Origin of the sequence: Microbacterium sp. NPDC089189, assembly GCF_040685095.1 — a bacterium.
Taxonomy (GTDB): Bacteria; Actinomycetota; Actinomycetes; order Actinomycetales; family Microbacteriaceae; genus Microbacterium.
On the sequence record NZ_JBFBHG010000001.1, the window covers coordinates 170,028 to 192,599 of the forward strand.

The 22,572-nt window shown below is 70.4% G+C and carries 18 protein-coding genes; 13 read left to right on the plus strand and 5 right to left on the minus strand.

Annotation, left to right across the window (positions count from 1 at the left end; genetic code table 11):
• Positions 1-155 precede the first annotated feature (155 nt).
• Genes AB0N73_RS00830 through AB0N73_RS00850 form a run of 5 tightly spaced genes read left to right on the plus strand, consistent with a single transcriptional unit; the run spans position 156 to position 5,243 of the window.
• Positions 156-1,481, plus strand: coding sequence for an RNA polymerase sigma factor (locus AB0N73_RS00830; protein ID WP_363559363.1), 1,326 nt, complete (start codon positions 156-158; stop codon positions 1,479-1,481).
• Between the two features lie 7 nt (positions 1,482-1,488).
• Positions 1,489-2,787 carry a MurT ligase domain-containing protein gene (locus tag AB0N73_RS00835; RefSeq protein ID WP_363559365.1) on the plus strand — a complete coding sequence of 433 codons (1,299 nt, stop codon included), beginning with the start codon at positions 1,489-1,491 and terminating at the stop codon, positions 2,785-2,787.
• A complete protein-coding gene (locus AB0N73_RS00840; RefSeq protein WP_363559367.1) occupies positions 2,784-3,530 on the plus strand; it encodes a glutamine amidotransferase in 747 nt (248 codons plus the stop codon). The genes AB0N73_RS00835 and AB0N73_RS00840 overlap by 4 nt, the downstream gene beginning before the upstream one ends.
• A gap of 13 nt (positions 3,531-3,543) precedes the next feature.
• On the plus strand, positions 3,544-4,212 hold the full coding sequence (locus AB0N73_RS00845; protein WP_363559369.1) for an alanine racemase C-terminal domain-containing protein: 669 nt from the start codon (positions 3,544-3,546) through the stop codon (positions 4,210-4,212).
• Positions 4,209-5,243, plus strand: coding sequence for an alanine racemase (locus AB0N73_RS00850; RefSeq protein WP_363559371.1), 1,035 nt, complete (start codon positions 4,209-4,211; stop codon positions 5,241-5,243). Before AB0N73_RS00845 ends, AB0N73_RS00850 begins: the two co-directional genes overlap by 4 nt.
• 7 nt (positions 5,244-5,250) lie before the next feature.
• Here the strand turns inward: AB0N73_RS00850 and AB0N73_RS00855 are convergent, their stop codons facing one another.
• Positions 5,251-5,475 carry a hypothetical protein gene (locus AB0N73_RS00855; RefSeq protein WP_363559373.1) on the minus strand — a complete coding sequence of 75 codons (225 nt, stop codon included), beginning with the start codon at positions 5,473-5,475 and terminating at the stop codon, positions 5,251-5,253.
• A gap of 162 nt (positions 5,476-5,637) precedes the next feature.
• On the opposite strand from AB0N73_RS00855, the gene AB0N73_RS00860 reads away from it, so the two are divergent.
• A complete protein-coding gene (locus AB0N73_RS00860) occupies positions 5,638-7,728 on the plus strand; it encodes a DNA topoisomerase IV subunit B (protein ID WP_363559486.1) in 2,091 nt (696 codons plus the stop codon).
• A 9-nt stretch (positions 7,729-7,737) separates the two neighbouring features.
• On the opposite strand, the gene AB0N73_RS00865 is transcribed toward AB0N73_RS00860, so the two are convergent.
• Positions 7,738-10,197, minus strand: a complete 2,460-nt coding sequence (locus AB0N73_RS00865; RefSeq protein ID WP_363559375.1) for a DNA topoisomerase IV subunit A — start codon at positions 10,195-10,197, stop codon at positions 7,738-7,740.
• Positions 10,198-10,252: 55 nt separating this feature from the next.
• On the opposite strand from AB0N73_RS00865, the gene AB0N73_RS00870 reads away from it, so the two are divergent.
• Complete coding sequence (locus tag AB0N73_RS00870; RefSeq protein WP_363559377.1) at positions 10,253-11,380, plus strand: alkaline phosphatase family protein; 1,128 nt, start codon at positions 10,253-10,255, stop codon at positions 11,378-11,380.
• Positions 11,381-11,398: 18 nt separating this feature from the next.
• Here the strand turns inward: AB0N73_RS00870 and sepH are convergent, their stop codons facing one another.
• The gene (gene sepH / locus AB0N73_RS00875; RefSeq protein ID WP_363559379.1) at positions 11,399-12,433 is read right to left on the minus strand and encodes a septation protein SepH; all 1,035 of its coding nucleotides are present in this window, start codon (positions 12,431-12,433) and stop codon (positions 11,399-11,401) included.
• Positions 12,434-12,647: 214 nt separating this feature from the next.
• Between sepH and AB0N73_RS00880 the strand changes: the two genes are divergently transcribed.
• The gene (locus AB0N73_RS00880) at positions 12,648-12,941 is read left to right on the plus strand and encodes a DUF4193 domain-containing protein (protein ID WP_363559381.1); all 294 of its coding nucleotides are present in this window, start codon (positions 12,648-12,650) and stop codon (positions 12,939-12,941) included.
• Here AB0N73_RS00880 and AB0N73_RS00885 read toward each other — a convergent pair.
• Positions 12,916-13,389 (minus strand): DUF3093 family protein, encoded by a 474-nt coding sequence (locus AB0N73_RS00885; protein WP_363559383.1) that lies wholly within the window; start codon positions 13,387-13,389, stop codon positions 12,916-12,918. The two genes, AB0N73_RS00880 and AB0N73_RS00885, sit on opposite strands and share 26 nt — an antisense overlap.
• 21 nt (positions 13,390-13,410) lie before the next feature.
• Here AB0N73_RS00885 and dut point away from each other — a divergent pair, with 21 nt between their 5' ends.
• The 5 genes from dut to dxs all read left to right on the plus strand — a co-directional run bounded on the left by dut (position 13,411) and on the right by dxs (position 20,350).
• Positions 13,411-13,866 (plus strand): dUTP diphosphatase, encoded by a 456-nt coding sequence (gene dut / locus AB0N73_RS00890; RefSeq protein WP_363559385.1) that lies wholly within the window; start codon positions 13,411-13,413, stop codon positions 13,864-13,866.
• The gene (locus AB0N73_RS00895) at positions 13,863-14,462 is read left to right on the plus strand and encodes a DUF3710 domain-containing protein (protein WP_363559387.1); all 600 of its coding nucleotides are present in this window, start codon (positions 13,863-13,865) and stop codon (positions 14,460-14,462) included. Before dut ends, AB0N73_RS00895 begins: the two co-directional genes overlap by 4 nt.
• Entirely contained in the window at positions 14,459-15,247 is a 789-nt protein-coding gene (locus tag AB0N73_RS00900; protein WP_363559389.1) for a DUF3159 domain-containing protein, read from the plus strand. The genes AB0N73_RS00895 and AB0N73_RS00900 overlap by 4 nt, the downstream gene beginning before the upstream one ends.
• Before the next feature lie 141 nt (positions 15,248-15,388).
• Positions 15,389-18,223, plus strand: a complete 2,835-nt coding sequence (gene acnA, locus AB0N73_RS00905; protein WP_363559391.1) for an aconitate hydratase AcnA — start codon at positions 15,389-15,391, stop codon at positions 18,221-18,223.
• Positions 18,224-18,388: 165 nt separating this feature from the next.
• Positions 18,389-20,350 (plus strand): 1-deoxy-D-xylulose-5-phosphate synthase, encoded by a 1,962-nt coding sequence (dxs, locus tag AB0N73_RS00910; RefSeq protein WP_363559393.1) that lies wholly within the window; start codon positions 18,389-18,391, stop codon positions 20,348-20,350.
• Between the two features lie 70 nt (positions 20,351-20,420).
• Here the strand turns inward: dxs and AB0N73_RS00915 are convergent, their stop codons facing one another.
• Entirely contained in the window at positions 20,421-22,568 is a 2,148-nt protein-coding gene (locus AB0N73_RS00915; protein ID WP_363559488.1) for a 3-hydroxyacyl-CoA dehydrogenase NAD-binding domain-containing protein, read from the minus strand.
• Positions 22,569-22,572 lie beyond the last annotated feature (4 nt).

A 22,572-nucleotide genomic window follows, 5' to 3' on the forward strand; every position in this document is an offset into this window, starting at 1 on the left:
GGTGACCGCGCTGCGCGTCCGCGCCGCGGTCGGGGGTATGAGACAATAGAGGACCGACCCGTTGTTGATCAAGGGGAGTTTTACTCTCCGGACTTGACAAGGGTCTTACTCGTGTTCGAGAACGACCGGCGGTCTCCGCTGGTGAAAGGTGAACCGTGACTCCTGGCGCGAAGACCGAATCCCGCTCGCGGGCGGCGACGAAGGCTGCTGCGGACGAGGTCGTCGACGAGACGACCGACGCTGCGGCGCCGGCCAAGAAGACTCCGGCGAAGAAGGCTCCCGCCAAGAAGGCGCCGGCCAAGAAGGCTCCCGCCAAGAAGGCGAAGGCGGACGGCGAGGAGTTCGACGAGGACGTCGAGATCGATGACGCGACGGATGACGCCGCCACCGACGACACGGACGACGCACCCGTCGAGCCCGCGAAGAAGGACGCCAAGGCGGACGACGACGAGGACGACGACGAGACCACGAAGCCCGCTGCGGCCGAGCCGCTGCCCACCGGCGCGATCGTCATCTCCTCGAGCGACGAGGACGACGTCCCGGTCTACTCCGCGCAGATCACCGGCGCCACCGCCGACCCGGTCAAGGACTACCTGAAGCAGATCGGCAAGGTCCCGCTTCTGAACGCGGCCGAAGAGGTCGAGCTCGCCATGCGCATCGAGGCGGGTCTGTTCGCCGAGGAGAAGCTGTCGAAGATGTCGGCGGCCGAGAAGTCGAACCAGGTCGGCCTCGACCTGCAGTGGGTCGCCCGCGACGGCCAGCGCGCCAAGAGCCATCTGCTCGGCGCCAACCTGCGCCTCGTCGTGTCGCTCGCCAAGCGCTACACCGGTCGCGGCATGCAGTTCCTCGACCTCATCCAGGAGGGGAACCTGGGCCTCATCCGTGCGGTCGAGAAGTTCGACTACACCAAGGGCTTCAAGTTCTCGACCTACGCGACGTGGTGGATCCGCCAGGCGATCACCCGCGCCATGGCCGACCAGGCGCGCACGATCCGCATCCCCGTCCACATGGTCGAGGTCATCAACAAGCTGGCGCGCGTGCAGCGGCAGATGCTGCAGGACCTGGGCCGCGAGCCCACCCCCGAAGAGCTCAGCCGCGAACTCGACATGACCCCCGAGAAGGTCATCGAGGTGCAGAAGTACGGGCGCGAGCCCATCTCGCTGCACACGCCGCTCGGTGAGGACGGCGACAGCGAGTTCGGCGACCTGATCGAGGACACCGAGGCGGTCGTTCCGGCCGACGCCGTGGGCTTCACGATGCTGCAGCGCCAGCTCGAGTCGCTGCTCGACTCGCTCAGCGAGCGCGAAGCGGGCGTCATCCGCATGCGCTTCGGCCTGGGCGACGGACAGCCCAAGACGCTCGACCAGATCGGCGACACCTTCGGCGTGACCCGCGAGCGGATCCGTCAGATCGAGTCGAAGACCATGGCGAAGCTGCGTCACCCCAGCCGCTCCCAGTCGCTGCGCGACTACCTGGAGTGATCCGCGCGTGAGCGGCAGCAGCATCCGTTACGTTCCTGCGGTCCTCGCCGGGAAGGTCGCGCGCGTCGCCACGCGCCTTCGCGGCGGCGGCTCGGCCTTCCCCGGCTACATCGCCAACCGGTTGGCGCCGTCCCTGCTGCAGACGCTGGGCGGCCAGTTCCGCTACGGCGTCGTGTTCGTGCTGGGATCCAACGGCAAGACCACCACGACGCACATGATCAGCGAGATCCTGCGCGCGCACGGGCTGCGGGTGTTCACGAACCCCACCGGCGCGAACCTGCCGCAGGGGGTCACGAGCGCCCTGCTGGCCGAGGCGACGCTCACCGGCCGGGTGCGGGCCGATGTCGCTGTCCTCGAGGTGGATGAGGGTTTCGCCGCGGATCTCGCGGACGTCCTCGCGCCCCGCGTCATCGTCGCGCTCAACGTCCAGGTCGACCAGCTCTACCGGTTCTACGAGACCGAACGCGTGGCCGACATGATGCTCGACGCGGCCACTCGGGCGAGCGTCCGGGTCGTGGTCAACCGCGAGGACCCGTACCTCAGCAAGATCGACGAGGCCACGTTGCGTTCCCCGGTGTCGTTCTTCGGCGCGTCGTCGGATGTCGTGGGCTCCTCCGCGCACGGTCTGGTCAACGCCGCCGATACCCGCAGCGGCAACGCCGGCACGCGCGAGCGCGACGCCGAGAGCGAAGTGGTCTCGGTCGACGGCCGCGCCGTGGAGATCCGCTCCGGCGACGAGGTCATCCCCGTCACGTTGCCCGCACGTGGGCTGCACTACGCCGTCGATGCGGCGGCGGCCCTGAGCGTCGCCCGTCACGTGCTCGCCGGAGAGTTCCGCGCCGCGGCCGCGTCCGACGGATTCTCGCGGATGGCGCCTGCCTACGGTCGCGGGGAGCTCGTGCCGCTGCGGCGCGATCCCGCGGGCGAGCAGGTCGAGTTCGTGATGTTCAAGAACGGCCCCAGCCTGCAGTTGAACGTCGATGCCCTGGACGGCGCGCCGGAGCGCGTGCTGATCGCCGTGGACGAGGGCACCCCCGACGTGTCGTGGCTCTACGACGTCGACCTTGGCGCCTTCGACCACGTCGACGTGGTGACGGGGGAGAAGGCCCATCAGATCGCGACGCGCCTCGCCTACGCAGGGATCCCGATCGGGGTCGTCGAGCCCGACATGGAGAAGGCCGTCGAGATCATGCGCGGTTTCGCCCCTGCCTCGACCGGTCGGCAGGTGTGGTTCGTGAACTACGAGCTCATGATGATCGGCCGGCGCATCCTCGGCTACGGCGACCAGGAGGTGGCACGTCGATGACCACGCTGCACATCGTCCAGCTCTACCCCGATCTGCTCGGCGTCACGGGTGACCGCGGCAACGTCGAGGTGCTCGCCGCGCGCGCCGGGCTGTCCGGCATCACCGCCGAGATCGCGCGCATCACGGTCGGCGAGGCGTCCCCGGAGGACGCCGACATCATCGTGATCGGCAACGGCCCGCTGTCCGCCCTGCGCGTCGTGCGCGAGGATCTCGTCGGGCGCGGGGACTGGCTGCGCGAGCGCGTCGCCGCGGGTGCGGTCGTGCTCGCGGTCGGCGGCGGTGCGGAGCTCCTCACCGACGGTGTCGACCCTCTCGAGGGTCCCGCGGTGGAGGGTCTCGGGATCATCGGCGGCCGCGTCGCCCGCACACGTCAGCGCCGTGTGGGCTACGTCGTCGCCGACACCGTCGACGGCAAGCTCATCGGTTTCGAGGACCACGCGTCGGTGTGGCGACTGAAGGATCCGTCCGCCGCCTACGGTCGCGTGATCGCGGGCGACGGCGGTGTCGAGGGCGGGTTCGAGACGGTCGTGGTCGGCTCCGTGTACGCCACCAACATCCAAGGACCGGTGCTGCCGCTGAACCCGGCGCTCGCCGACGTCCTCCTCACGCGCGCGCTCGCGCGGCACGGCGTCGCATACCGCACCGGCGACGCGCACGCCGAGATCGACCGTCACGCCGCGGCCGCGCGCGCCGAGATCGAGCGTCTCGCCGTGAGCAAGCGGTTCACGGCGATCCAGCTCTGATCGCGGCGACTCCGTGACCGTCGACGCCGTGCCCGTCGCGAGGATCGACCTCGCGGCCCTGGTGCGCAACGTCCGCGGCGCGTCGGGCGACCCCGTCGTCGCGCTGTCGCACGACGCCTACGGCCACGGCGCCCGCCGAGTGGCGGACGCATTGCTCGCGCAGACCGACGCCCGACTGCGCGTCGATGACGACCCCGGCCTGCGGGCGCTCCTGAGCGCCCATCCGCGCCGCGTCGCAGCACCGGATGCCGTCGCCGCGGACCCGGGTCGGATCTTCGGCTGGCAGGACGGCTTCGCTCCCGTGATGACTCTGATCGGCACGGTGCTGGCGACCAAGGACCTCCGCGCAGGTGAGGGCGTGTCCTACGGCTACCGGCATCGGGCCCCCCACGACACCCGGATCGCGCTCGTGACCGGCGGCTACGCGCAGGGCGTGGTCCGCTCCCTCGGCGGTCGCGCGTCGGTCGCGCTGGCCGGTGGTGCGGCGCCCATCGTCGGTCGGGTCGCCATGGACGTGTGCGTCGTCGACATCGCCTCGCACGCTGTCGCACGAGGCGACGAGGCCGTCTTCTTCGGCGCGGGCGGCGAGCCGGTGTCCGGCTGGACGCGGACGACGGGGCTCCGCGAGAGCGAGATCGTCGCCGCGGTCGGCGCGCACACCCGACGGGAGTGGGTCGCGTGAGCGCCGTGCTGCACGTCGATCTCGACGCCCTGGGTCGCAACATCGCTGTCGTCCGGGGTCGTGTCGCGCCGGCGGAGCTCATGCTCGTCGTCAAGGACGACGCGTACGGTCACGGGGTCGGGCCGATCGTCGAGCGGGCCACCGCCGACGGCGTCGAGTGGTTCGGGGCCTTCGACCTCGCCACGGCGCTGCGGGTGCGGGCCGTGGCGGGCGATCGGGCGCGCATCTTCGTATGGATGCTCGCGGGGCCGGACGACATCCGCACCGCCCTCGCCGCCGACCTCGACATCGGCATCGGCGACGCCGATCTGCTGCGGGACGTCGCCGCGTCGGCGGCCGCCGTCGGGCGCGCCGCCCGGGTGCACCTCAAGGTCGACACGGGGCTGCACCGCAACGGCATCCGGCCCGAGGAGTGGGCCGACGCGGTCGCGACGGTCGCGGCGTCCCGCGCATCCGGCGATGTCGACCTCGTGGGCGTGTGGAGTCACATCGCCGAGGCCTCCGACGCCGAGGATGACGAGTCGCGCGCCGTCTACGAGCGCGCGCTGGCAGAGGTGGCGTCCGCCGGGTTGCCGCGGCCGCTGCGGCATCTGGCCGCGAGCGCCGCCTCATCGGCCCGCGGCGACTTCCGGTACGACCTGGTTCGCGTCGGGGCCTTCTGCTACGGCATCCGCCCCGACGGCGGACCGAGCGAGTCGGCGCTCGGGATCGAGCCGATCGCGACGCTCGACGCCGCGGTGGTGCGCCGAGAGGGGGAGGACGTCGTCGTGGGCGTCGGCGCGCTGGATGGGCTGCCGTCGACTCTCGGCGGCAAGATCCAGGTCGCGACGCCCGGGGGAGCGCGGCGGATGCTGCGCATCGACGACACCGAAGCCGTCGTCTCGGGATGGCCTCTCGCCGCTGTCGGGCAACGCGTCACGATCTACGGCCGGGGCGCCGCCAGTGCGACCGACCTCGCAGAGACGATCGGCACGATCGGCGAGGAGATCGCTGTGCGGATCTCGCCGATCGTGCCGCGCCGTTACCGCTGAGGCGGAGTCAGACCGCGTCGACCAGGCGCGCGGTCTCGTCGTGCCACGAGGTGGCGACGGCGCGGAGCTTCTCTTCGTACTTGCGGCCGTGGTGGGCGCAGAAGAGGAGTTCGCTGCCGTTGACCTCGGCGGCGATGTAGGCCTGGGCGCCGCAGGAGTCGCAGCGGTCTGCGGCGGTGAGTCGGTGCTCGAGCACGACGGACTGCTCGGTGGGTGTCGACATGGTGTTCATCGGAGACCTCCTCGGTGCGTAGTGCGGCTGCGGATATGTCATACAACCACGGTGTCCTGTGTGTGATGCCCACGCGACGGCGTGTTTCGCTGACCGCGTACGTCGACCCTCCTGCCCCGTGTCTGTGCAGGCCGCTGTCGGAGGGCGCGGATACGCTTGAGAATTGTGACAGCCGAGTATTCCGCCCATCATCTGCAGGTCCTCGAAGGGCTCGAGGCGGTACGCAAGCGTCCCGGAATGTATATCGGTTCGACGGACTCCCGCGGCCTGATGCACTGCCTCTGGGAGATCATCGACAACTCGGTCGACGAGGCGCTCGGCGGGCACGGGTCGCGCATTGAGATCGTGCTGTACCCGGACGGCAGCGTCGAGGTCCGCGACCGGGCCCGCGGCATCCCCGTCGACGTCGAGCCGCGCACGGGGCTCACCGGCGTCGAGGTCGTCTTCACCAAGCTCCACGCGGGCGGCAAGTTCGGCGGCGGCTCCTACGCGGCCTCCGGCGGTCTCCACGGCGTGGGCGCATCCGTCGTGAACGCGCTCTCGGAACGCCTCGACGTCGAGGTCGACCGCGGCGGCAAGACGTACGCGATGTCCTTCCACCGCGGGGAGCCGGGCGTCTTCGCCGACGCCGGCGGGCCGCGTCCGGATGCGGTGTTCACCCCGTACAAGGACAAGAGCGAGCTGCGCACGGTCGGCAAGGCGCCCCGGGGCGTCACCGGCACCCGCATCCGTTACTGGGCGGACGGCCAGATCTTCACCAAGGATGCGGCCTTCCACCTCGAGGAGCTCGAGCAGCGCGCGCGCCAGACGGCGTTCCTCGTGCCGGGGCTCGAGATCGTCATCCGCGACGAGCGCGCCGAGGAGATGCGCGAGACGGTCTACCGCTTCGACGGCGGGATCTCGGAGTTCGCCGACTTCCTCGCGCCCGACGCGCCGATCACCGACACCTGGCGCCTCACCGGCAGCGGCACGTTCACCGAGACGGTGCCCGTGCTGCAGGCCTCCGGCGCCATGGTGCCGTCCGAGCTCGAGCGCACCTGCGAGGTCGACATCGCCCTGCGCTGGGGCACCGGGTACGAGACGACCTCGCGGTCCTTCGTCAACATCATCGCGACGCCCAAGGGCGGCACGCACCAGGCGGGCTTCGAGACCGGTCTGATGAAGGTGATCCGCACGCAGGTCGAGCAGAACGCCCGTCGCCTGAAGGTCGGCAACGACAAGCTCGAGAAGGACGACATCCTCGCCGGGCTCACCGCCGTGCTCACCGTCCGCATCCCCGAACCGCAGTTCGAGGGGCAGACCAAGGAGATCCTGGGCACCCCGGCGGTGCGTCAGATCGTCGCCAACGTGGTGAACCGCGAACTGACCGCGCGCTTCGCCTCGCCCAAGCGCGACGACAAGAACCAGACCGCGCAGCTGCTCGAGAAGGTCGTGTCGGAGATGAAGGCGCGCATCTCCGCGCGTACCCACAAAGAGACGCAGCGCCGTAAGACCGCGCTCGAGTCGTCGTCGCTCCCGTCGAAGCTCGCCGACTGCCGCACGAACGAGGTCGCCGCCTCCGAGCTCTTCATCGTCGAGGGCGACTCCGCCCTCGGCACCGCCAAGCTCGCGCGCAACAGCGAGTACCAGGCGCTGCTCCCCATCCGCGGCAAGATCCTCAACGTGCAGAAGGCCTCGGTCAGCGACATGCTGTCCAACGCCGAGTGCGCCGCGATCATCCAGGTCATCGGCGCGGGATCCGGCCGCTCGTTCGACATCGACGCGGCGCGCTACGGCAAGGTGATCCTGATGAGCGACGCCGACGTCGACGGCGCCCATATCCGCACCCTGCTGCTGACGCTCTTCTTCCGCTACATGCGGCCGCTCGTCGAGGCGGGCCGCGTGTACGCCGCCGTGCCGCCGCTGCACCGCGTCGTCGTCATGAACCCGGGCACCAAGCCCAACGAGACGATCTACACCTACAGCGAGAAAGAGCTGCACACGCTGCTCGCCAAGCTGCAGAAGTCGGGCAAGCGCTGGCAGGAGCCCGTCCAGCGGTACAAGGGCCTGGGCGAGATGGACGCCGATCAGCTCGCGACGACGACGATGGACCGTGCCGGACGCACGCTCCGCCGGGTCACGGTCGAGGACGCGGATGCCGCGACCTCCGCCAACGCCGTGTTCGAGCTGCTCATGGGCAACGAGGTCGCCCCGCGCCGCGACTTCATCGTGACCTCCAGCGACCGGTTGTCGCGGGAGTCGATCGACGCCTGACGGCTCGCGTCAGGCGATCGCGGAGCCGACGGCGCCGATCACGTCGTCGAACGGCTGCCCCGACGCATCCCGCTTCGCTCCCGCCTCGGGGAGCGCGCGCACGGCGCCGTCCGGGCCCACCGCGCGGGGTTCGTCGCCGACCCACGCGAGCATGAGGGTGTCCTCGCCCTTCAGGAACCGCTGCGCGCGGACGCCGCCGGTCGCGCGGCCCTTCGGGGGGAACTCCGAGAACGCCGACACCTTGCCGCTGCCGCCGTCCGTCCCGGCGAGCACCTGCGTCGCATCGGCGATCGTCACGACGACCGTGCGCTCGGAGGCGGTCACCGCGGTGAACGAGAGGACGCGCGCGCCGTCAGAGAGTCGGATGCCGGCCATGCCGCCGGCCGTCCGGCCCTGCGGCCGCACCGCGGACGCCTCGAAGCGCAGCAGCTGCGCGTCGGTCGTGACGAAGACGAGCTCGGCAGCATCGGGTGCGAGAGCCGCGCCCACGACGCGATCACCGGGCTTCAGCGCGATGATCTCGACCTCGGTCTTGCCGGGGGCGAGTTCGGTCGCAGCCACGCGCTTGACGACGCCCTGCGCGGTGCCGAGCGCGATCGGCACCGCGCCGTCCAGCGGCACGACCGCCAGGACGTGCTCGCCGGAGCCGAGCCCCAGATACTGGTCGGCCTTCGCCCCGGCGGCGGGCTGCACGCTGTTGCCGGGCACGGAGGGCAGATCGACGGGGGAGAACCGCAGCAGGCGCCCCGCGCTCGTCACGGCTCCCACATCGCCGCGCACCGTGGCGTCCACGGCGCTGCGGATCGCGTCGTGCTTGCTGCGCCTCGTCGGCGTCACGATGCCGGCGTCGAGCAGGTCGCCGGCGAACTCGGCGCGCAGCATGCGCCCGGTGGCGGTGAGGAAGACACGGCAGGGAGCGTCGGCGATCTGCAGGTCGGCGGGGGCCTTGGCCTTGGCGCCGCGGGGGGTGACCGGGCCGCCGTTGAGGAGCAGGGTGCGTCGCGGTGTCCCGAACGTCTCGGCGGCGGCCTCGAGCTCGCGGGCCACCTGGGCGCGCAGCAGCACGTCGCTGCCGAGCAGCTCCTCGAGCGCGGCGATCTCGGCCTTCAGCTCGTCTCGCTCGGACTCGAGCTCGATGCGCGAGAACCGGGTGAGGCGGCGCAGTCGCAGCTCGAGGATGTACTCGGCCTGCAGCTGCGACAGGTCGAACACGTCGATGAGGCGGGCGCGCGCCTGCTCGCCGTCGTCGGACGAGCGGATGACCTGGATGACCTCGTCGATGTCGAGGATCGCGATGAGCAGGCCCTCCACGAGGTGGAGACGGGCCTGCGTGCGCGCGAGACGGTGGCGGCTGCGCCGGGTCACGACCAGGATGCGGTGATCGAGGTAGACCCGCAGCAGGGGCTTGAGCCCGAGGGTCTGCGGCTGGCCGTCGACGAGGGCGACGTTGTTGATGCCGAAGGAGTCCTCCAGCGGCGTCAGGCGGTACAGCTGCTCGAGGACGGCCTTCGGGTCGAAGCCCGTCTTGATGGTGATGACCAGGCGCAGTCCGTGGTTGCGATCCGTGAAGTCCGCGACATCCGAGATGCCGGTCAGCTTCTTGGCGTTGACCGCGTCCTTGATCTTCTCGATGACGCGCTCGGGGCCCACCATGTAGGGCAGCTCGGTGACGACGAGCCCGGTCTTGCGGGGGCCGAGGGATTCCACCGACACCTTCGCCCGGGTGCGGAACGTCCCGCGCCCCGCGGCGTACGCATCCTTGATGCCGTCGAGACCGACGATGACACCGCCACCGGGCAGGTCGGGGCCGGGGACGAACTCCATGAGCTCCTCGAGGGATGCCTCGGGGTTCTCGAGCAGGTGCACGGCCGCCGCGACGACCTCGTTGAGGTTGTGCGGCGCCATGTTGGTCGCCATGCCCACGGCGATGCCCGTGGTGCCGTTGACCAGGAGGTTGGGGAACGCGGCGGCGAGCACCTCGGGCTGCTGGAACTGCCCGTCGTAGTTCGGGATGAAGTCGACGACATCCTCGTCGAGGTTCTCGGTGAGCGCGAGGGCGGCGGGAGCGAGTCGCGCCTCGGTGTAGCGCGCCGCCGCGGGGCCGTCGTCGAGAGAGCCGAAGTTGCCGTGTCCGTCGACCAGCGGCACGCGCAGCGCGAAGTCCTGAGCGAGGCGCACGAGCGCGTCGTAGATGGGGGAGTCGCCGTGCGGGTGCAGCTTTCCCATCACCTCGCCGACGACGCGCGCGCTCTTGACGTGGCCGCGGTCGGGTCGCAGCCCCATGTCGGCCATCTGATAGAGGATGCGTCGCTGCACGGGCTTGAGGCCGTCGCGCGCGTCGGGCAGCGCCCGCGAGTAGATGACGGAGTAGGCGTACTCGAGGAAGGAGCCCTGCATCTCGGTGGACAGGTCGATGTCCTCGATGCGGCCTTCCTCGGCGGGCACGGACTCGGAACGAGAAGGGGACATGAGCAGAACCTCGGGTAGAGAAGGGGGCGTGCGCCGGTGTGCGAGACTGGCCCCGATGACCCTCAGCCTACCGGCGGACCCGCCAGGAGCCCTGCGGCTCACCGATGTGCTGCCACAGCTGATGGCCGCGATCGACGGACACCCCTCGCGGTGGCCCGCGGCCCGCAGCGCCGTCGTCTTCGTGGTCGACGGCCTCGGGGCGAACAACCTCGCCGAGCACACCGGGCACGCCCGGTTCCTCGCCGCGCACCGCGGCAAGAAGCACGTGGCGGCCTCCGTGTTCCCCAGCACGACGGCGGCGGCGCTCACGAGCCTGCTCACCGCGTCGCCCGTCGGCGTGCACGGTCTCGTCGGCTACCGCGCCCTCGATCCGGTCGAGGGGGTTCTGCGCAACCAGCTGACGGACTGGGGTCCCCGCGCGCTCGACCCGCTCACCTGGCCGCGGGCGCGGCCGTTGAGCGAGACGGACGACCGGCACCGCTGGGTCGTCGCCTCGAAACCGGAGTACGCCGGCACCGGCTTCACCGTCGCGACACTGCGCGGGGCTGAGATCACCGGCGACAAGGACCTGACCGCGCGCGTCGATCTCGCGGTGCGCGCCGCCCGGTCGGAGCCCGGCACGATCGTCTACCTCTATGCCCCCGAGCTGGACTCGGCCGGACATCGGCACGGCGTCGACTCGGAGCAGTGGATCGCCGCCCTCGAAGCGGTGGATGCGGCCGCGCGGCGTCTGCACGACGCGGCAGCGGCGGCGGGGATCGGGGTGGTCCTCACCGCCGACCACGGCATGGTCGACGTGCCCGCGCACCGTCAGATCGTGCTGGAGGAGGGCGACGCCCGTCTCGGCGGCGTCGCCGCGATCGGCGGCGAACCGCGGATGCTGCACCTGTACGCCGAGCCGGGAGCCGCGCCGGCGCTGCGCGCCGCCTGGGCCGATGAGCCGACCGCGTGGGTGTTCTCCCGCGACGAGGCGATCGAGGCGGGTCTGTTCGGTGGGCCCGTGGCCGCGGATGTGGCGGCGCGGATCGGTGACGTCCTCGTCGCGGCTCGCGGGCGGTACGCCTATTACGACGGCAGGTTGGCCGACACGTCGCTGCAGAAGATGATCGGCCAGCACGGGTCGCTCACGCCCGAGGAGCGCATCGTCCCCCTGTTGCCGCTCGGCGCGTTCTCGCGCGTGTGATCGGCGCTCGGCGCGCTGTCAGCTCTCGTCGGTGCGCGCGCCGAACACGATCTCGTCCCACGAGGGCATCGAGGTGCGCCCCTTGCGACGGGCGGCATCCGCTGATCCCTCGCGAGACGCATCGCTCGGCGCGGGCTCCGCGGCGACGGGCTCGTCGTAGCCCGGCTCGACCGCGTCGAACAGAGCCACGGGCGCGGACGGCCGCGGCTGCTCGGTGGCGGTGTCCTCGTTCGGTGCGCCCACTCGCTGGCCGCGTCGGCGGCGCAGCGCCTCGAGCAGATCGGCGGTCTCGGCCGACGTCACCGGAGCATCGGGTGCGCGCTTGATCGCGGCATCCTGCACCGCCGAGGTCGAGGACGCGGTGGCCGAGGGCGCCGTCGGCGGGTGCTCGGGCATCTCGTGACGGGGTCCGAAGGCACCGCTGTCGAAGCGCGAGTCGTCCTTGATGCCGGGCGTATCGAGGGCGCGGAGGCGGGGGATGAGCCCCTCGGGGAGGGAACCCTGGCGCGAGAGCTGCGTGGCGTCGGCGTTGAGGGGGGCGAGGGAGCTGCGGCGGGGCTCGAAGCTCCAGCGCGCGTCGCGCTCGACCTCGCCGGCGAGGAACCCGAGCTTCACGACCCAGCCCGACTCCTCCTTCCAGCTCGTCCACTGCTCGTCGGTGGCGCCGGCTTCGGCGAGCTTGGCGCGCACCGCGTCGCCGAAGCTCGTCTGAGCGTCGCCGTCGAAGTCGCTGCCGAGGAGGACCGGGACGGCGAGTGCCTGGCCGACGATGAACTCCCGCTCGGCCAGAACCGGAGGCTCGAACCGGGCGACGTCCTCGAGGGTGGCACCGAGCACCTCGGCGACCTCGCGGGCCGAGAGGCCGGCGCGGATCTGCGCCTGGATCTCACGCGGGCTCGGACGCGGCCCGCGGGCGGGTTCTTCGCGCTCCTTGCGTGCGCGGCGCAACTCCGCCCGAAGAACGTCGTCGACCACGAGGGAGTAGCGCTGACCCGAATCGGTCGTCACCACGAGTACGCCGTCTTCGGTACCGATGACCCTGAGCTGTTCCATACGTCACACGCCTCCTGCCGCCGTGTGCGCCCATGCTGTCACACGGTACGGCGGGCGGCGGGAATATCGCGCGCGTGGCGCGAGTTTGACCGCGTGCAGACCTGGTCCCGGCTCCCGGGCGCCGCATTTGCGAAATGCCGAACGGTCATGCAAACTATCGCCGCCCGCCGACAGGCGGACGCACCACACGCGACACAAAAGAGACACGAGAAGAATGGCTACGGATTACGACGCCCCCCGCAAGACCGAGGATGACAGCGAGTCGATCGAGGCGCTCAAGGAGCGAGTCCCCGACAAGATGTCCGGTTCGGTCGACGTCGAGGACGCCGACAACCCCTCGGGCTTCGAACTGCCCGGCGCCGACCTCTCGGACATCGAGCTCGACGTCGTCGTCCTGCCTCCGCAGGAGGACGAGTTCACCTGCGTCAGCTGCTTCCTGGTGAAGCACCGCTCGCAGATCGACCACGACGAGGCTCTGGGCGCTATCTGTGTGGAGTGCGCGGCGTAGTCCGCGCCCGGCGCAGCGCCGCGGCCAAACGGTCCGGCGTCCGCGTCGACAACACCCAGGACGGGGTGGGGTCGTCGTCGTCCCGCACGGGGACGACCACCAGCCCGTCCACACCTCCCCGGACGAGCAGCCACGAGCGCGGGTCGAGCAGTGTTCCCCGCGCCGCGCGCGCCTCGTCTCCGGTCAGCGCCACCGGTTCTCCCAGCAGATCGACAGGGATGCGGGCGCGACCGGCGTGCAGCATCCCGTCATCGACGCGGATGGAGGGCGAGCTCGCGATGAGCGCCCAGACGATGAGAGCACCCACGACCCCGCCGGCGACGAGAGCCAGCGTGCGGTCGAACGGTGTGAGGACCAGCGCCACCATCGGGGCGCAGACGGCCGCGGCGGCGAGAGCCCACAGAGACGGGCTGAGCCGTTCCCGATAGGGGGCGGTGTCGGAGTGCATGATCTGCATTACCCTCGTGAGGTGGCCGAAAGCGTGGACGTCCCCATTATCGCGCCCGTCGCGCCCTCCTACGCCCACCCGGGCGATGCGGGTGCCGACCTGATCTCCGCGGAGACCGTCCTGCTCGGTGCGGGCCAGCGCGCCCTCGTCGGCACCGGCGTGCGTATCGCGCTGCCCGACGGGTACGCCGCCTTCGTGGTTCCCCGCAGCGGTCTGGCCGCCAAGCACGGCATCACGATCGTGAACTCCCCGGGCACGATCGACGCCGGGTACCGCGGCGAGATCAAGGTCGCGCTGCTGAACACCGACGCCATGAACGACTACCAGATCACCGCGGGCGACCGCATCGCGCAACTCATCGTGATGCCCGTCCCGCGCGTCCGTTTCCTCCCCGTCGACGAGCTGCCCGACAGCGTGCGCGGCGACGGCGGATTCGGATCCACCGGTTACGACACATCTGCGAGGACACCCCGATGAGCGACGCATCCCTCGAGCCCGCGGCCAAGTCGGCTCCCGCCGACCGGGCCGTCGACGGTCCCTTCGACGAGTCCGAGGTCAACCCGGTCCGCCCCTACATCGATCTCGGTGCCATCAAGGTGCTGCCGCGCGAGGGCCTGAACCTGCGGCTCGAGGTCGAGGAACAGACCAAGCGCATCGTCGCCGTCGGTCTCGACTACGCCGACTCGACGCTCCAGGTGCAGGCGTTCGCCGCGCCGCGCTCGACGGGGCTTTGGGAGGAGACGCGCGAGCAGATCCGCCAGCAGGTGCGTCAGCAGGGCGGACGCGTCGAGGAGCGCGAAGGCCCGCTCGGGCCCGAGCTGCTGGCCGAGGTGCCCGTGACGGTCGGCGGCGACGCCACCTCCGGCAGCAAGCGCCTCGCGCGCTTCGTGGGCATCGACGGCCCGCGATGGTTCCTCCGCGGCGTCATCGGCGGCGCCGCGACATCCAGCGTGGAGGCGGCGGCGCAGGTCGAGGACCTCTTCCGTTCCCTCGTCGTCGTGCGGGGCGGGTCTCCCATGCCGCCGCGCGACCTCATCCCGCTGAAGATGCCGGCCACGCCGGGCAGCGCGTGAGTTCGCCCGAGACCCCCGAGCCCGATCCCCGGCTCGTCCCTCCCCGCGAGCCCTCGGCATCCGAGGTGCTCGGCTCGGCCCTGGGGGCGGCCGCGCGCCGTGCGGGCCTCGACCCCGCGCAGGAGGCCAGCACCGGGCACGTCGTCTGGCGTGCCATGGGCGGATGGCGCGGCGTCGTCGAGTCGGTCCTGCCGAGCCTGCTGTTCGTGGTCGTGTACACGGTCACGACCGAGCTCGTGCTCTCGCTCGTGGTGTCGGTGGGCGTCGCCGCGGTCTTCACGGTCATCCGCCTCCTGCAGAAGTCGCCGCCGTCGGCCGCGATCGGCGGGCTCATCGCGGCATCCGTCGCCGCCATCCTCGCGCTCATCACGGGCAACCCCTCCGACAACTTCGTGCCGGGTCTCCTCACGAACGCGGGCTACGGTCTCGCGATGCTCGTCTCCGCCCTCATCGGCTGGCCGATCATCGGCCTCGCCGCCGGCTACCTGCTGGGGGAGGGCACCGCGTGGCGCGCCGACCGGCGCAAGCGTCGGACCTACTTCTGGCTCACGATCGCCTGGGCGGGTCTGTTCGCGGCGCGCCTGGCCGTGCAACTGCCGATCTACCTGAGCTCGCTCGATCCGGCCAACCGCGAAAGCGCCGTCGCGCTGCTCGGCACGCTCAAGATCGCCATGGGGCTGCCCCTGTTCGCCCCCCTCATCGCGGTGACCTGGCTGACGGTGCGTGCCGTCCACGCGCGATCCGGGGCGGGTCGCGCGGCCCGCGAAGACACCGCGTCGGAGTGATAGGATTTATCTCGACATCGAGATAAATTTGCGGGTTCGCGGGTAAGGCTTGCCTTCCTAGCCAGCGTTCCGAGACGCAGGGAAAGATGATCTCATCGGGCCCCGCGACGACGCCCGTCCTCGCCGACGAAGGAGACACACGTGTCCACGGTTGACAGCTTCGGTGCCAAGAGCACCCTGACGGTCGGCAGCACCGACTACGAGATCTTCCGGATCGAGACGGTCCCCGGCTACGAGAAGCTCCCCTTCAGCCTCAAGGTGCTCCTCGAGAACCTCCTGCGCACCGAAGACGGTGCGAACGTGACCAAGGAGCAGATCCAGGCGCTCGGCTCGTGGAACCCCGACGCCGAACCCGACACCGAGATCCAGTTCTCGCCGGCGCGCGTCGTCATGCAGGACTTCACCGGCGTGCCCTGCATCGTCGACCTCGCCACGATGCGCGAGGCCGTGACCGCCCTCGGCGGCGACCCGAACAAGATCAACCCGCTCTCGCCCGCCGAGATGGTGATCGACCACTCGGTCATCGCCGACCTCTTCGGCTCCGAGAACGCGCTCGAGCGCAACGTCGAGATCGAGTACGAGCGCAACGGCGAGCGGTACCAGTTCCTGCGATGGGGCCAGACGGCGTTCGACGACTTCAAGGTCGTCCCCCCGGGCACCGGCATCGTCCACCAGGTCAACATCGAGCACCTCGCGAAGGTCATCTACGACCGCTCGGTCGACGGCGTGCTGCGGGCCTACCCCGACACCTGCGTCGGCACCGACTCCCACACCACGATGGTCAACGGTCTGGGCGTGCTCGGATGGGGCGTCGGCGGCATCGAGGCCGAGGCCGCCATGCTGGGCCAGCCGGTCTCGATGCTCATCCCGCGCGTCGTCGGCTTCAAGCTCACCGGCGAGATCCCCGCCGGCGTGACCGCGACCGACGTCGTGCTCACCATCACCGACATGCTGCGCAAGCACGGCGTCGTCGGCAAGTTCGTGGAGTTCTACGGCGAGGGCGTGGCCTCGGTGCCGCTGGCCAACCGCGCCACCATCGGCAACATGAGCCCGGAGTTCGGCTCCACCGCGGCGATGTTCCCCATCGACGACGTGACGATCGAGTACCTGCGTCTCACCGGCCGCAGCGACGAGAACCTCGCGCTCGTCGAGGCCTACGCCAAGGCGCAGTCGCTCTGGCACGACGCCGACCGCGAGATCGCCTTCAGCGAGTACATGGAGCTGGACCTGTCGACGGTCGTGCCCTCGATCGCCGGACCGAAGCGCCCGCAGGACCGCATCCTCCTCTCCGAGGCCAAGGAGCAGTTCGAGAAGGACATCCTCAACTACGCCGCCGCGGCGACGTCGCACTCGATGGTCGACCTCGAGTCGGAGCAGTCCTTCCCGGCCTCCGACCCCGGTTCCGTGCCCGGTGACGAGCACGTCCACACCGGCGAGATCCTGATCTCGAGCGGGGGACCCGCCGCGGCATCCAAGCCCGTCCGCGTCACCCCGCCCGAGGGCGCGCCGTACATCCTCGACAACGGCGCGGTCACGCTCGCGGCGATCACGTCGTGCACCAACACGTCGAACCCGTCGGTGATGCTCGCGGCGGGCCTGCTCGCACGCAACGCCGTCGAGAAGGGCCTCAAGCAGAAGCCGTGGGTCAAGACCACGCTCGGCCCGGGCTCGAAGGTCGTCACCGACTACTACGAGAAGTCCGGCCTCGACAAGTCGCTCGAGGGCCTCGGCTTCTACACCGTCGGCTACGGCTGCACGATCTGCATCGGCAACTCGGGACCCCTCATCGAAGAGGTCTCGGCGGCGATCAACGACAACGACCTCGCCGTCACGGCCGTCCTCTCGGGCAACCGCAACTTCGAGGGTCGCATCAGCCCCGATGTGAAGATGAACTACCTCGCCTCTCCGCCGCTGGTCGTGGCGTACGCGCTGGCCGGGTCGATGAACTTCGACTTCGAGACCGATGCGCTGGGCAAGGACCAGAACGGCGACGACGTCTTCCTGAAGGACATCTGGCCCTCGACCGACGAGGTGCAGTCCGTGATCGACTCGTCGATCTCGCGCGAGCAGTTCATCAAGCAGTACGCGACGGTCTTCGACGGCGACGAGCGCTGGCAGAACCTGCCGACGCCCACCGGCCCGGTCTTCGAGTGGGATGCCGACTCCACCTACGTGCGCAAGGCGCCATACTTCGACGGCATGTCGATGGAGCTGACCCCGGTCTCCGACATCACGGGCGCGCGCGTCATGGCGACGCTGGGCGACTCGGTCACGACCGACCACATCAGCCCGGCCGGCAACATCAAGGCGGGCACGCCCGCCGCGCAGTACCTGACCGAGCACGGCGTGGCGCAGAAGGACTTCAACTCCTACGGCTCGCGTCGCGGCAACCACGAGATCATGATCCGCGGCACGTTCGCGAACATCCGCCTGAAGAACGCGCTGGTCAGCGCGGTCAACGACGGAGCGGTGGTCGAGGGCGGCTTCACGCGTGACTTCACGCAGCCCGGCGGCCCGCAGTCGTACATCTACGACGCGTGCCAGAACTACGCCGACCAGGGCACGCCGCTGGTCGTCTTCGGCGGCAAGGAGTACGGCTCCGGCTCGTCGCGCGACTGGGCGGCCAAGGGCACCAGCCTCCTGGGCGTCAAGGCCGTCATCACCGAGAGCTTCGAGCGCATCCACCGCTCGAACCTCATCGGCATGGGCGTCGTGCCGCTGCAGTTCCCCGCCGGCGAGAGCTGGGAGTCGCTGGGCCTGGACGGCACCGAGATCATCTCGATCACGGGACTCGAGCAGCTCAACGAGGGCGTCACGCCCAAGACCGTGCGGGTGACCGCGGAGCCGAGCGAGTTCTCGGCCGAGGGCAAGCAGACCGTCGCGTTCGACGCGGTGGTGCGCATCGACACCCCCGGAGAGGCGGACTACTACCGCAACGGCGGCATCCTGCAGTACGTGCTGCGGTCGCTGGTCTGACCCACCGCATCCGTTCGAGAGCCGGTCTCCTGTCGGAGGCCGGCTCTCGTCGTTCGCGGCAAGGCGATGCCGGCGGTGCTGCGCGAGACCTGATCGGCGCTACCGGCCGGGGTGCCCGCCCGAAGCTAGACTGGACGGATCGTCCGTCGCGGAAAAGGGGACCGCATGTCTTTGCTCCCGTCTCTTGGCGGCCCGCACGAGCTGCGGTCGCTCTCGCCCGAGCAGCTCGGTCAGCTCGCCGCCGAAGTGCGCGCGTTCCTCATCGAGAACGTGGCACGCACGGGCGGTCACCTGGGGCCGAACCTGGGCGTGGTCGAGCTGACGATCGCGCTCCACCGCACGTTCGACTCGCCGAACGACCCGATCGTCTTCGACACCGGGCATCAGTCGTACGTCCACAAGCTGCTCACCGGGCGCCAGGACTTCTCGGCGCTGCGCTCCCGCGGGGGATTGGCCGGGTACCCGCAGCGGTCCGAGAGCCCGCACGACATCGTCGAGTCCTCGCACGCCTCCAGCTCGCTGAGCTGGGCGGACGGCATCTCGCGCGCCTTCGCGCAGACCGGGCGGCGCGACCGTCACGTCGTCGCCGTCGTGGGAGACGGCGCGCTCACCGGCGGCATGACGTGGGAAGCGCTCAACAACATCTCCGACGACAACGACCGCAATCTCGTGATCGTCGTCAACGACAACGGACGCTCGTACGCACCCACGATCGGCGGCATGGCGCGCTACCTCAACCGCGTGCGCACCACCGACGCGTACGAGAGCCTGCATCGCGGATCGCGCAACCTGTTCACCCGGCTCGGTCCGGCGGCGCGCGCCGTGTACCGCGGGGTGCGCGGCGGGACGCGGGGATTCCTGTCGCGGTTCACCAACAACGCGGCGCTGTACTCGAATCTGGACATCAAGTACCTCGGTCCGATCGACGGGCACGATCTGCCCGCGCTGCTCGAGACGCTCGAGCTCGCGAAGAACTACGGCGCCCCGGTGATCGTGCACGTCATCACCGAGAAGGGGCGGGGCTTCCAGCCCGCGCGCGATGACGAGGCCGACCAGTTCCACGCCGTCGGCCGGATCGATCCGTCCACCGGGCAGACGATCGGCTCCGACGCGGGAACCGCATGGACCGATGTGTTCGCCGAGGAACTCGTGCGCATCGGCGACGAGCGACGCGACGTGATCGCGGTGACCGCCGCGATGCTCCGCCCCACCGGGCTCCTTCCCTTCGCCGAGAAGTACCCCGACCGCGTCTACGACGTCGGCATCGCCGAGCAGCATGCCGCGGCATCCGCTGCCGGCCTCGCCTACGGCGGGCTGCATCCCGTCGTCGCGATCTACGCGACGTTCATGAACCGTGCGTTCGATCAGGTGCTCATGGATGTGGCGCTGCACCGCGCGGGGGTGACGTTCGTGCTCGATCGGGCCGGCGTGACGGGACCCGACGGCCCGAGCCACCACGGCATCTGGGACCTCGCGATGCTGCAGCTCATCCCGCACATCCGCATCGCCGCTCCCCGTGACGACGCCCGGCTGCGCGAAGCCCTCCGCGAGGCGGTGGCCGTTGACGATGCGCCCACGGTCCTGCGCTACCCCAAGGGCGCCGTGGGCGTCGAGCTCCCGGCCGTCGAGCGCCTGCACGACGGCGTCGACATCCTCGCGGCGTCCGCATCCGCCGATGTGCTGCTGGTCGGCATCGGACCGATGGCGCATCTCGCGATGGAGGTGCGGGAGCGCCTGACGGCGCAGGGGATCGGTGCCACCGTCGTCGATCCCCGGTGGGTGGTTCCGGTCGCGTCGTCGCTCGTGGACCTCGCCGCCTCCCACCGCCTGGTCATCACGATCGAGGACGGCATCCGCGTCGGCGGCATCGGCACGCGGATCCGCCAGGTGCTGCGTGAGAACGGCGTCGACACGGCCGTGGACGAGCTCGGACTGCCCGATGAGTTCATCGACCACGCCACGCGCGACCAGATCCTGACGGATGCGGGGCTCACCGCATCCAAGATCGCGCAGGACATCGTCGCCCAGGTGCTGGGCACCCGGATCCCCGTCGCCCGGCCGGCGGTCGACGACACCGGCGAGATCGACTCGGTCGCGGCCGCCTGGGGCGCCGGCGACAGCGCCTGACGCGCGTCCGCATCGCCACCGCCACACGCAGAAGGCCGGCCCCTGAGGGACCGGCCTTCTGCGTGTGCGCTCAGCGCGCGGCGACGCCGCGGATGGGCGGGTGGTGGAACGCGTCGCCCGACACGCGCTCGGAGGCGCCTTCGCGGTCGAGGTAGACCGACGCACCGCCGTCGATGAACGGCCAGCCGGCCCCCAGGATGAGGCACAGGTCGATGTCCTCGACCTCCGGCACGACCTCGTCGTCCAGCATGATGCGGATCTCCTGCGCCAAGCCGTCCTGCACGCGGCGGAGGATCTCATCCGCTCCCGCGGGGGTCGATCCCACGGCGCCCTTCAGGACCTTCTCGGCGGCCTTCGTCCAGCCGGTGACCCGGCCGCTCTTGTCCTTCTCCACGACCTCGGGCAGCTCCGCCAGCTGGTGGAAGTTCTCGGACGCGAAGAACCGGTCGGGGAACGCGGTGGCCATGGTGTCCTGCACGTGCGCGGCCACCTTCCACCCCACCAGGTCGATCAGCTGGAACGGCGTCATCGGCAGCCCCAGCGGCGCGAACGCCTTCTCGACCGTGAGCAGCGGCGTGCCCTCGTAGACCGCACGAGCCGCCTCGCCCATGACCTTGGCGAGCAGCCGGTTGACCACGAAGCCGGGTGCGTCCGCGGTGAGCACCGCGTTCTTCCCGAGCCCCTTCGCCACGACGAACGCGGTCGACAGCGCCGCCTCCGACGTCGCGTCGGTCTTGACGATCTCGATGAGCGGCATCACGGCCACGGGGTTGAAGAAGTGGAATCCGACGAGCCGCTCGGGGTGCGCGAGCGTCGAACCGATCTCGGCCACCGACAGCGAGGAGGTGTTGGTCGCGAGGATGGCGTCGTCGGCGACGACCGCCTCGATGTCCGCGAACACCTGCTGCTTGACGCCCACCTCTTCGAAGACGGCTTCGATGACGAAGTCGCAGTCGGCGTACTCGCTCTTGTCGGTCGTCCCGCGCACGAGGCCGCGCAGCTGGTTGGCGGTGTCGGCGTCGAGACGCCCCTTCGCCTCGAGCTTGCCGATCTCGTCGTGGATGTGGGCGACGCCCTTGTCGACGCGTGCCTGATCGAGGTCGGTGATGAGCACCGGGACCCGCAGGCGACGGACGAACAGCAGTGCGAACTGGCTGGCCATGAGGCCGGCGCCGATGACGCCCACCTTCGTGACCTTCTTGGCGAGCGCCTTGTCGGGGGCGCCGACCGGGCGCTTGGCGCGCTTCTGCACCAGATCGAACGCATACATCGAGGCCGCGAACTGGTCGCCGACCACGAGGTCGGCGAGCGCGTCGTCCTCGCGTGCGAATCCCTCGGCCTTCGTGCCGCCGCGGGCCTTCTCGAGAAGATCCAGGGCGACGTACGGCGAGCGGGGCACCGTGCCGATCTTGCTCTCGAGCATGCCGCGCGCCATCTTGATCGCGATGGGCCACTTGGTGAGCCGCTCGATCTTGCCCGGCTCGTTCTTACGCTCGACCTTCACCGCGCCATCGAGCACGCCGTCCGCCCACGCGAGCGACCGCTCGAGGAACGTGGCGGGCGGGAAGATCGCGTCGAACATGCCGAGGTCGAACGCCTGCTGGGGCTTCAGCGTGCGGTTCTGCTTGAGCGGATTCGAGACGACGACCTCGAGCGCGTTCTCGATGCCGATGAGGTTCGGCAGCAGGTAGGCGCCGCCCCATCCGGGGATGATGCCGAGGAACACCTCGGGCAGCGCGATGGCCGCGGCGGACGCATCCACCGTCCGGTAGGTCGCGTTGAGCGCGATCTCGACACCGCCGCCCAGCGCGAGGCCGTTCACGAACGCGAACGAGGGCACGCCGAGCTCGGACAGCGAGCCCAGCACCTGATGCCCGCGCTGCGCGATGAGCTTGGCGATCTCGCGGGAGGGGACATGCGCCACATCCGACAGGTCGGCGCCCGCCGCGAGGATGTACTGCTTGCCGGTGATGCCGACCGCGTGGATCTCGCCCGCGGCCGCACGGGCCGCGAGGGTCGCGAGGGTCTCGCCCAGCTCTTTGAGCGTGGCGGGTCCGAGGGTGTTGGGCCGGGTGTGGTCGCGGCCGTTGTCGAGGGTGATGAGGGCCAGGATGCGCCCCGACGGAAGGCGCACATCGCGCACGGGGGAGTGCGTGATCACCTCGTCGTCGGTGAAGGCGTCGAGCGGGGAGAAATCGACCGAGTCGTAAGAGGTCATGGCG

What these genes read in the sequence shown, in the direction of transcription:
- AB0N73_RS00870 (WP_363559377.1), top strand. Translation starts at nt 10,253, where the DNA reads ATGACCCTCAGCCTACCGGCGGACCCGCCAGGAGCCCTGCGGCTCACC.
- AB0N73_RS00855 (WP_363559373.1), bottom strand. Translation starts at nt 5,475, where the DNA reads ATGAACACCATGTCGACACCCACCGAGCAGTCCGTCGTGCTCGAGCAC.
- dxs (WP_363559393.1), top strand. Translation starts at nt 18,389, where the DNA reads ATGTCTTTGCTCCCGTCTCTTGGCGGCCCGCACGAGCTGCGGTCGCTC.
- AB0N73_RS00915 (WP_363559488.1), bottom strand. Translation starts at nt 22,568, where the DNA reads ATGACCTCTTACGACTCGGTCGATTTCTCCCCGCTCGACGCCTTCACC.
- sepH (WP_363559379.1), bottom strand. Translation starts at nt 12,433, where the DNA reads ATGGAACAGCTCAGGGTCATCGGTACCGAAGACGGCGTACTCGTGGTG.
- AB0N73_RS00840 (WP_363559367.1), top strand. Translation starts at nt 2,784, where the DNA reads ATGACCACGCTGCACATCGTCCAGCTCTACCCCGATCTGCTCGGCGTC.
- AB0N73_RS00880 (WP_363559381.1), top strand. Translation starts at nt 12,648, where the DNA reads ATGGCTACGGATTACGACGCCCCCCGCAAGACCGAGGATGACAGCGAG.
- AB0N73_RS00865 (WP_363559375.1), bottom strand. Translation starts at nt 10,197, where the DNA reads ATGTCCCCTTCTCGTTCCGAGTCCGTGCCCGCCGAGGAAGGCCGCATC.
- AB0N73_RS00885 (WP_363559383.1), bottom strand. Translation starts at nt 13,389, where the DNA reads ATGCACTCCGACACCGCCCCCTATCGGGAACGGCTCAGCCCGTCTCTG.
- AB0N73_RS00895 (WP_363559387.1), top strand. Translation starts at nt 13,863, where the DNA reads ATGAGCGACGCATCCCTCGAGCCCGCGGCCAAGTCGGCTCCCGCCGAC.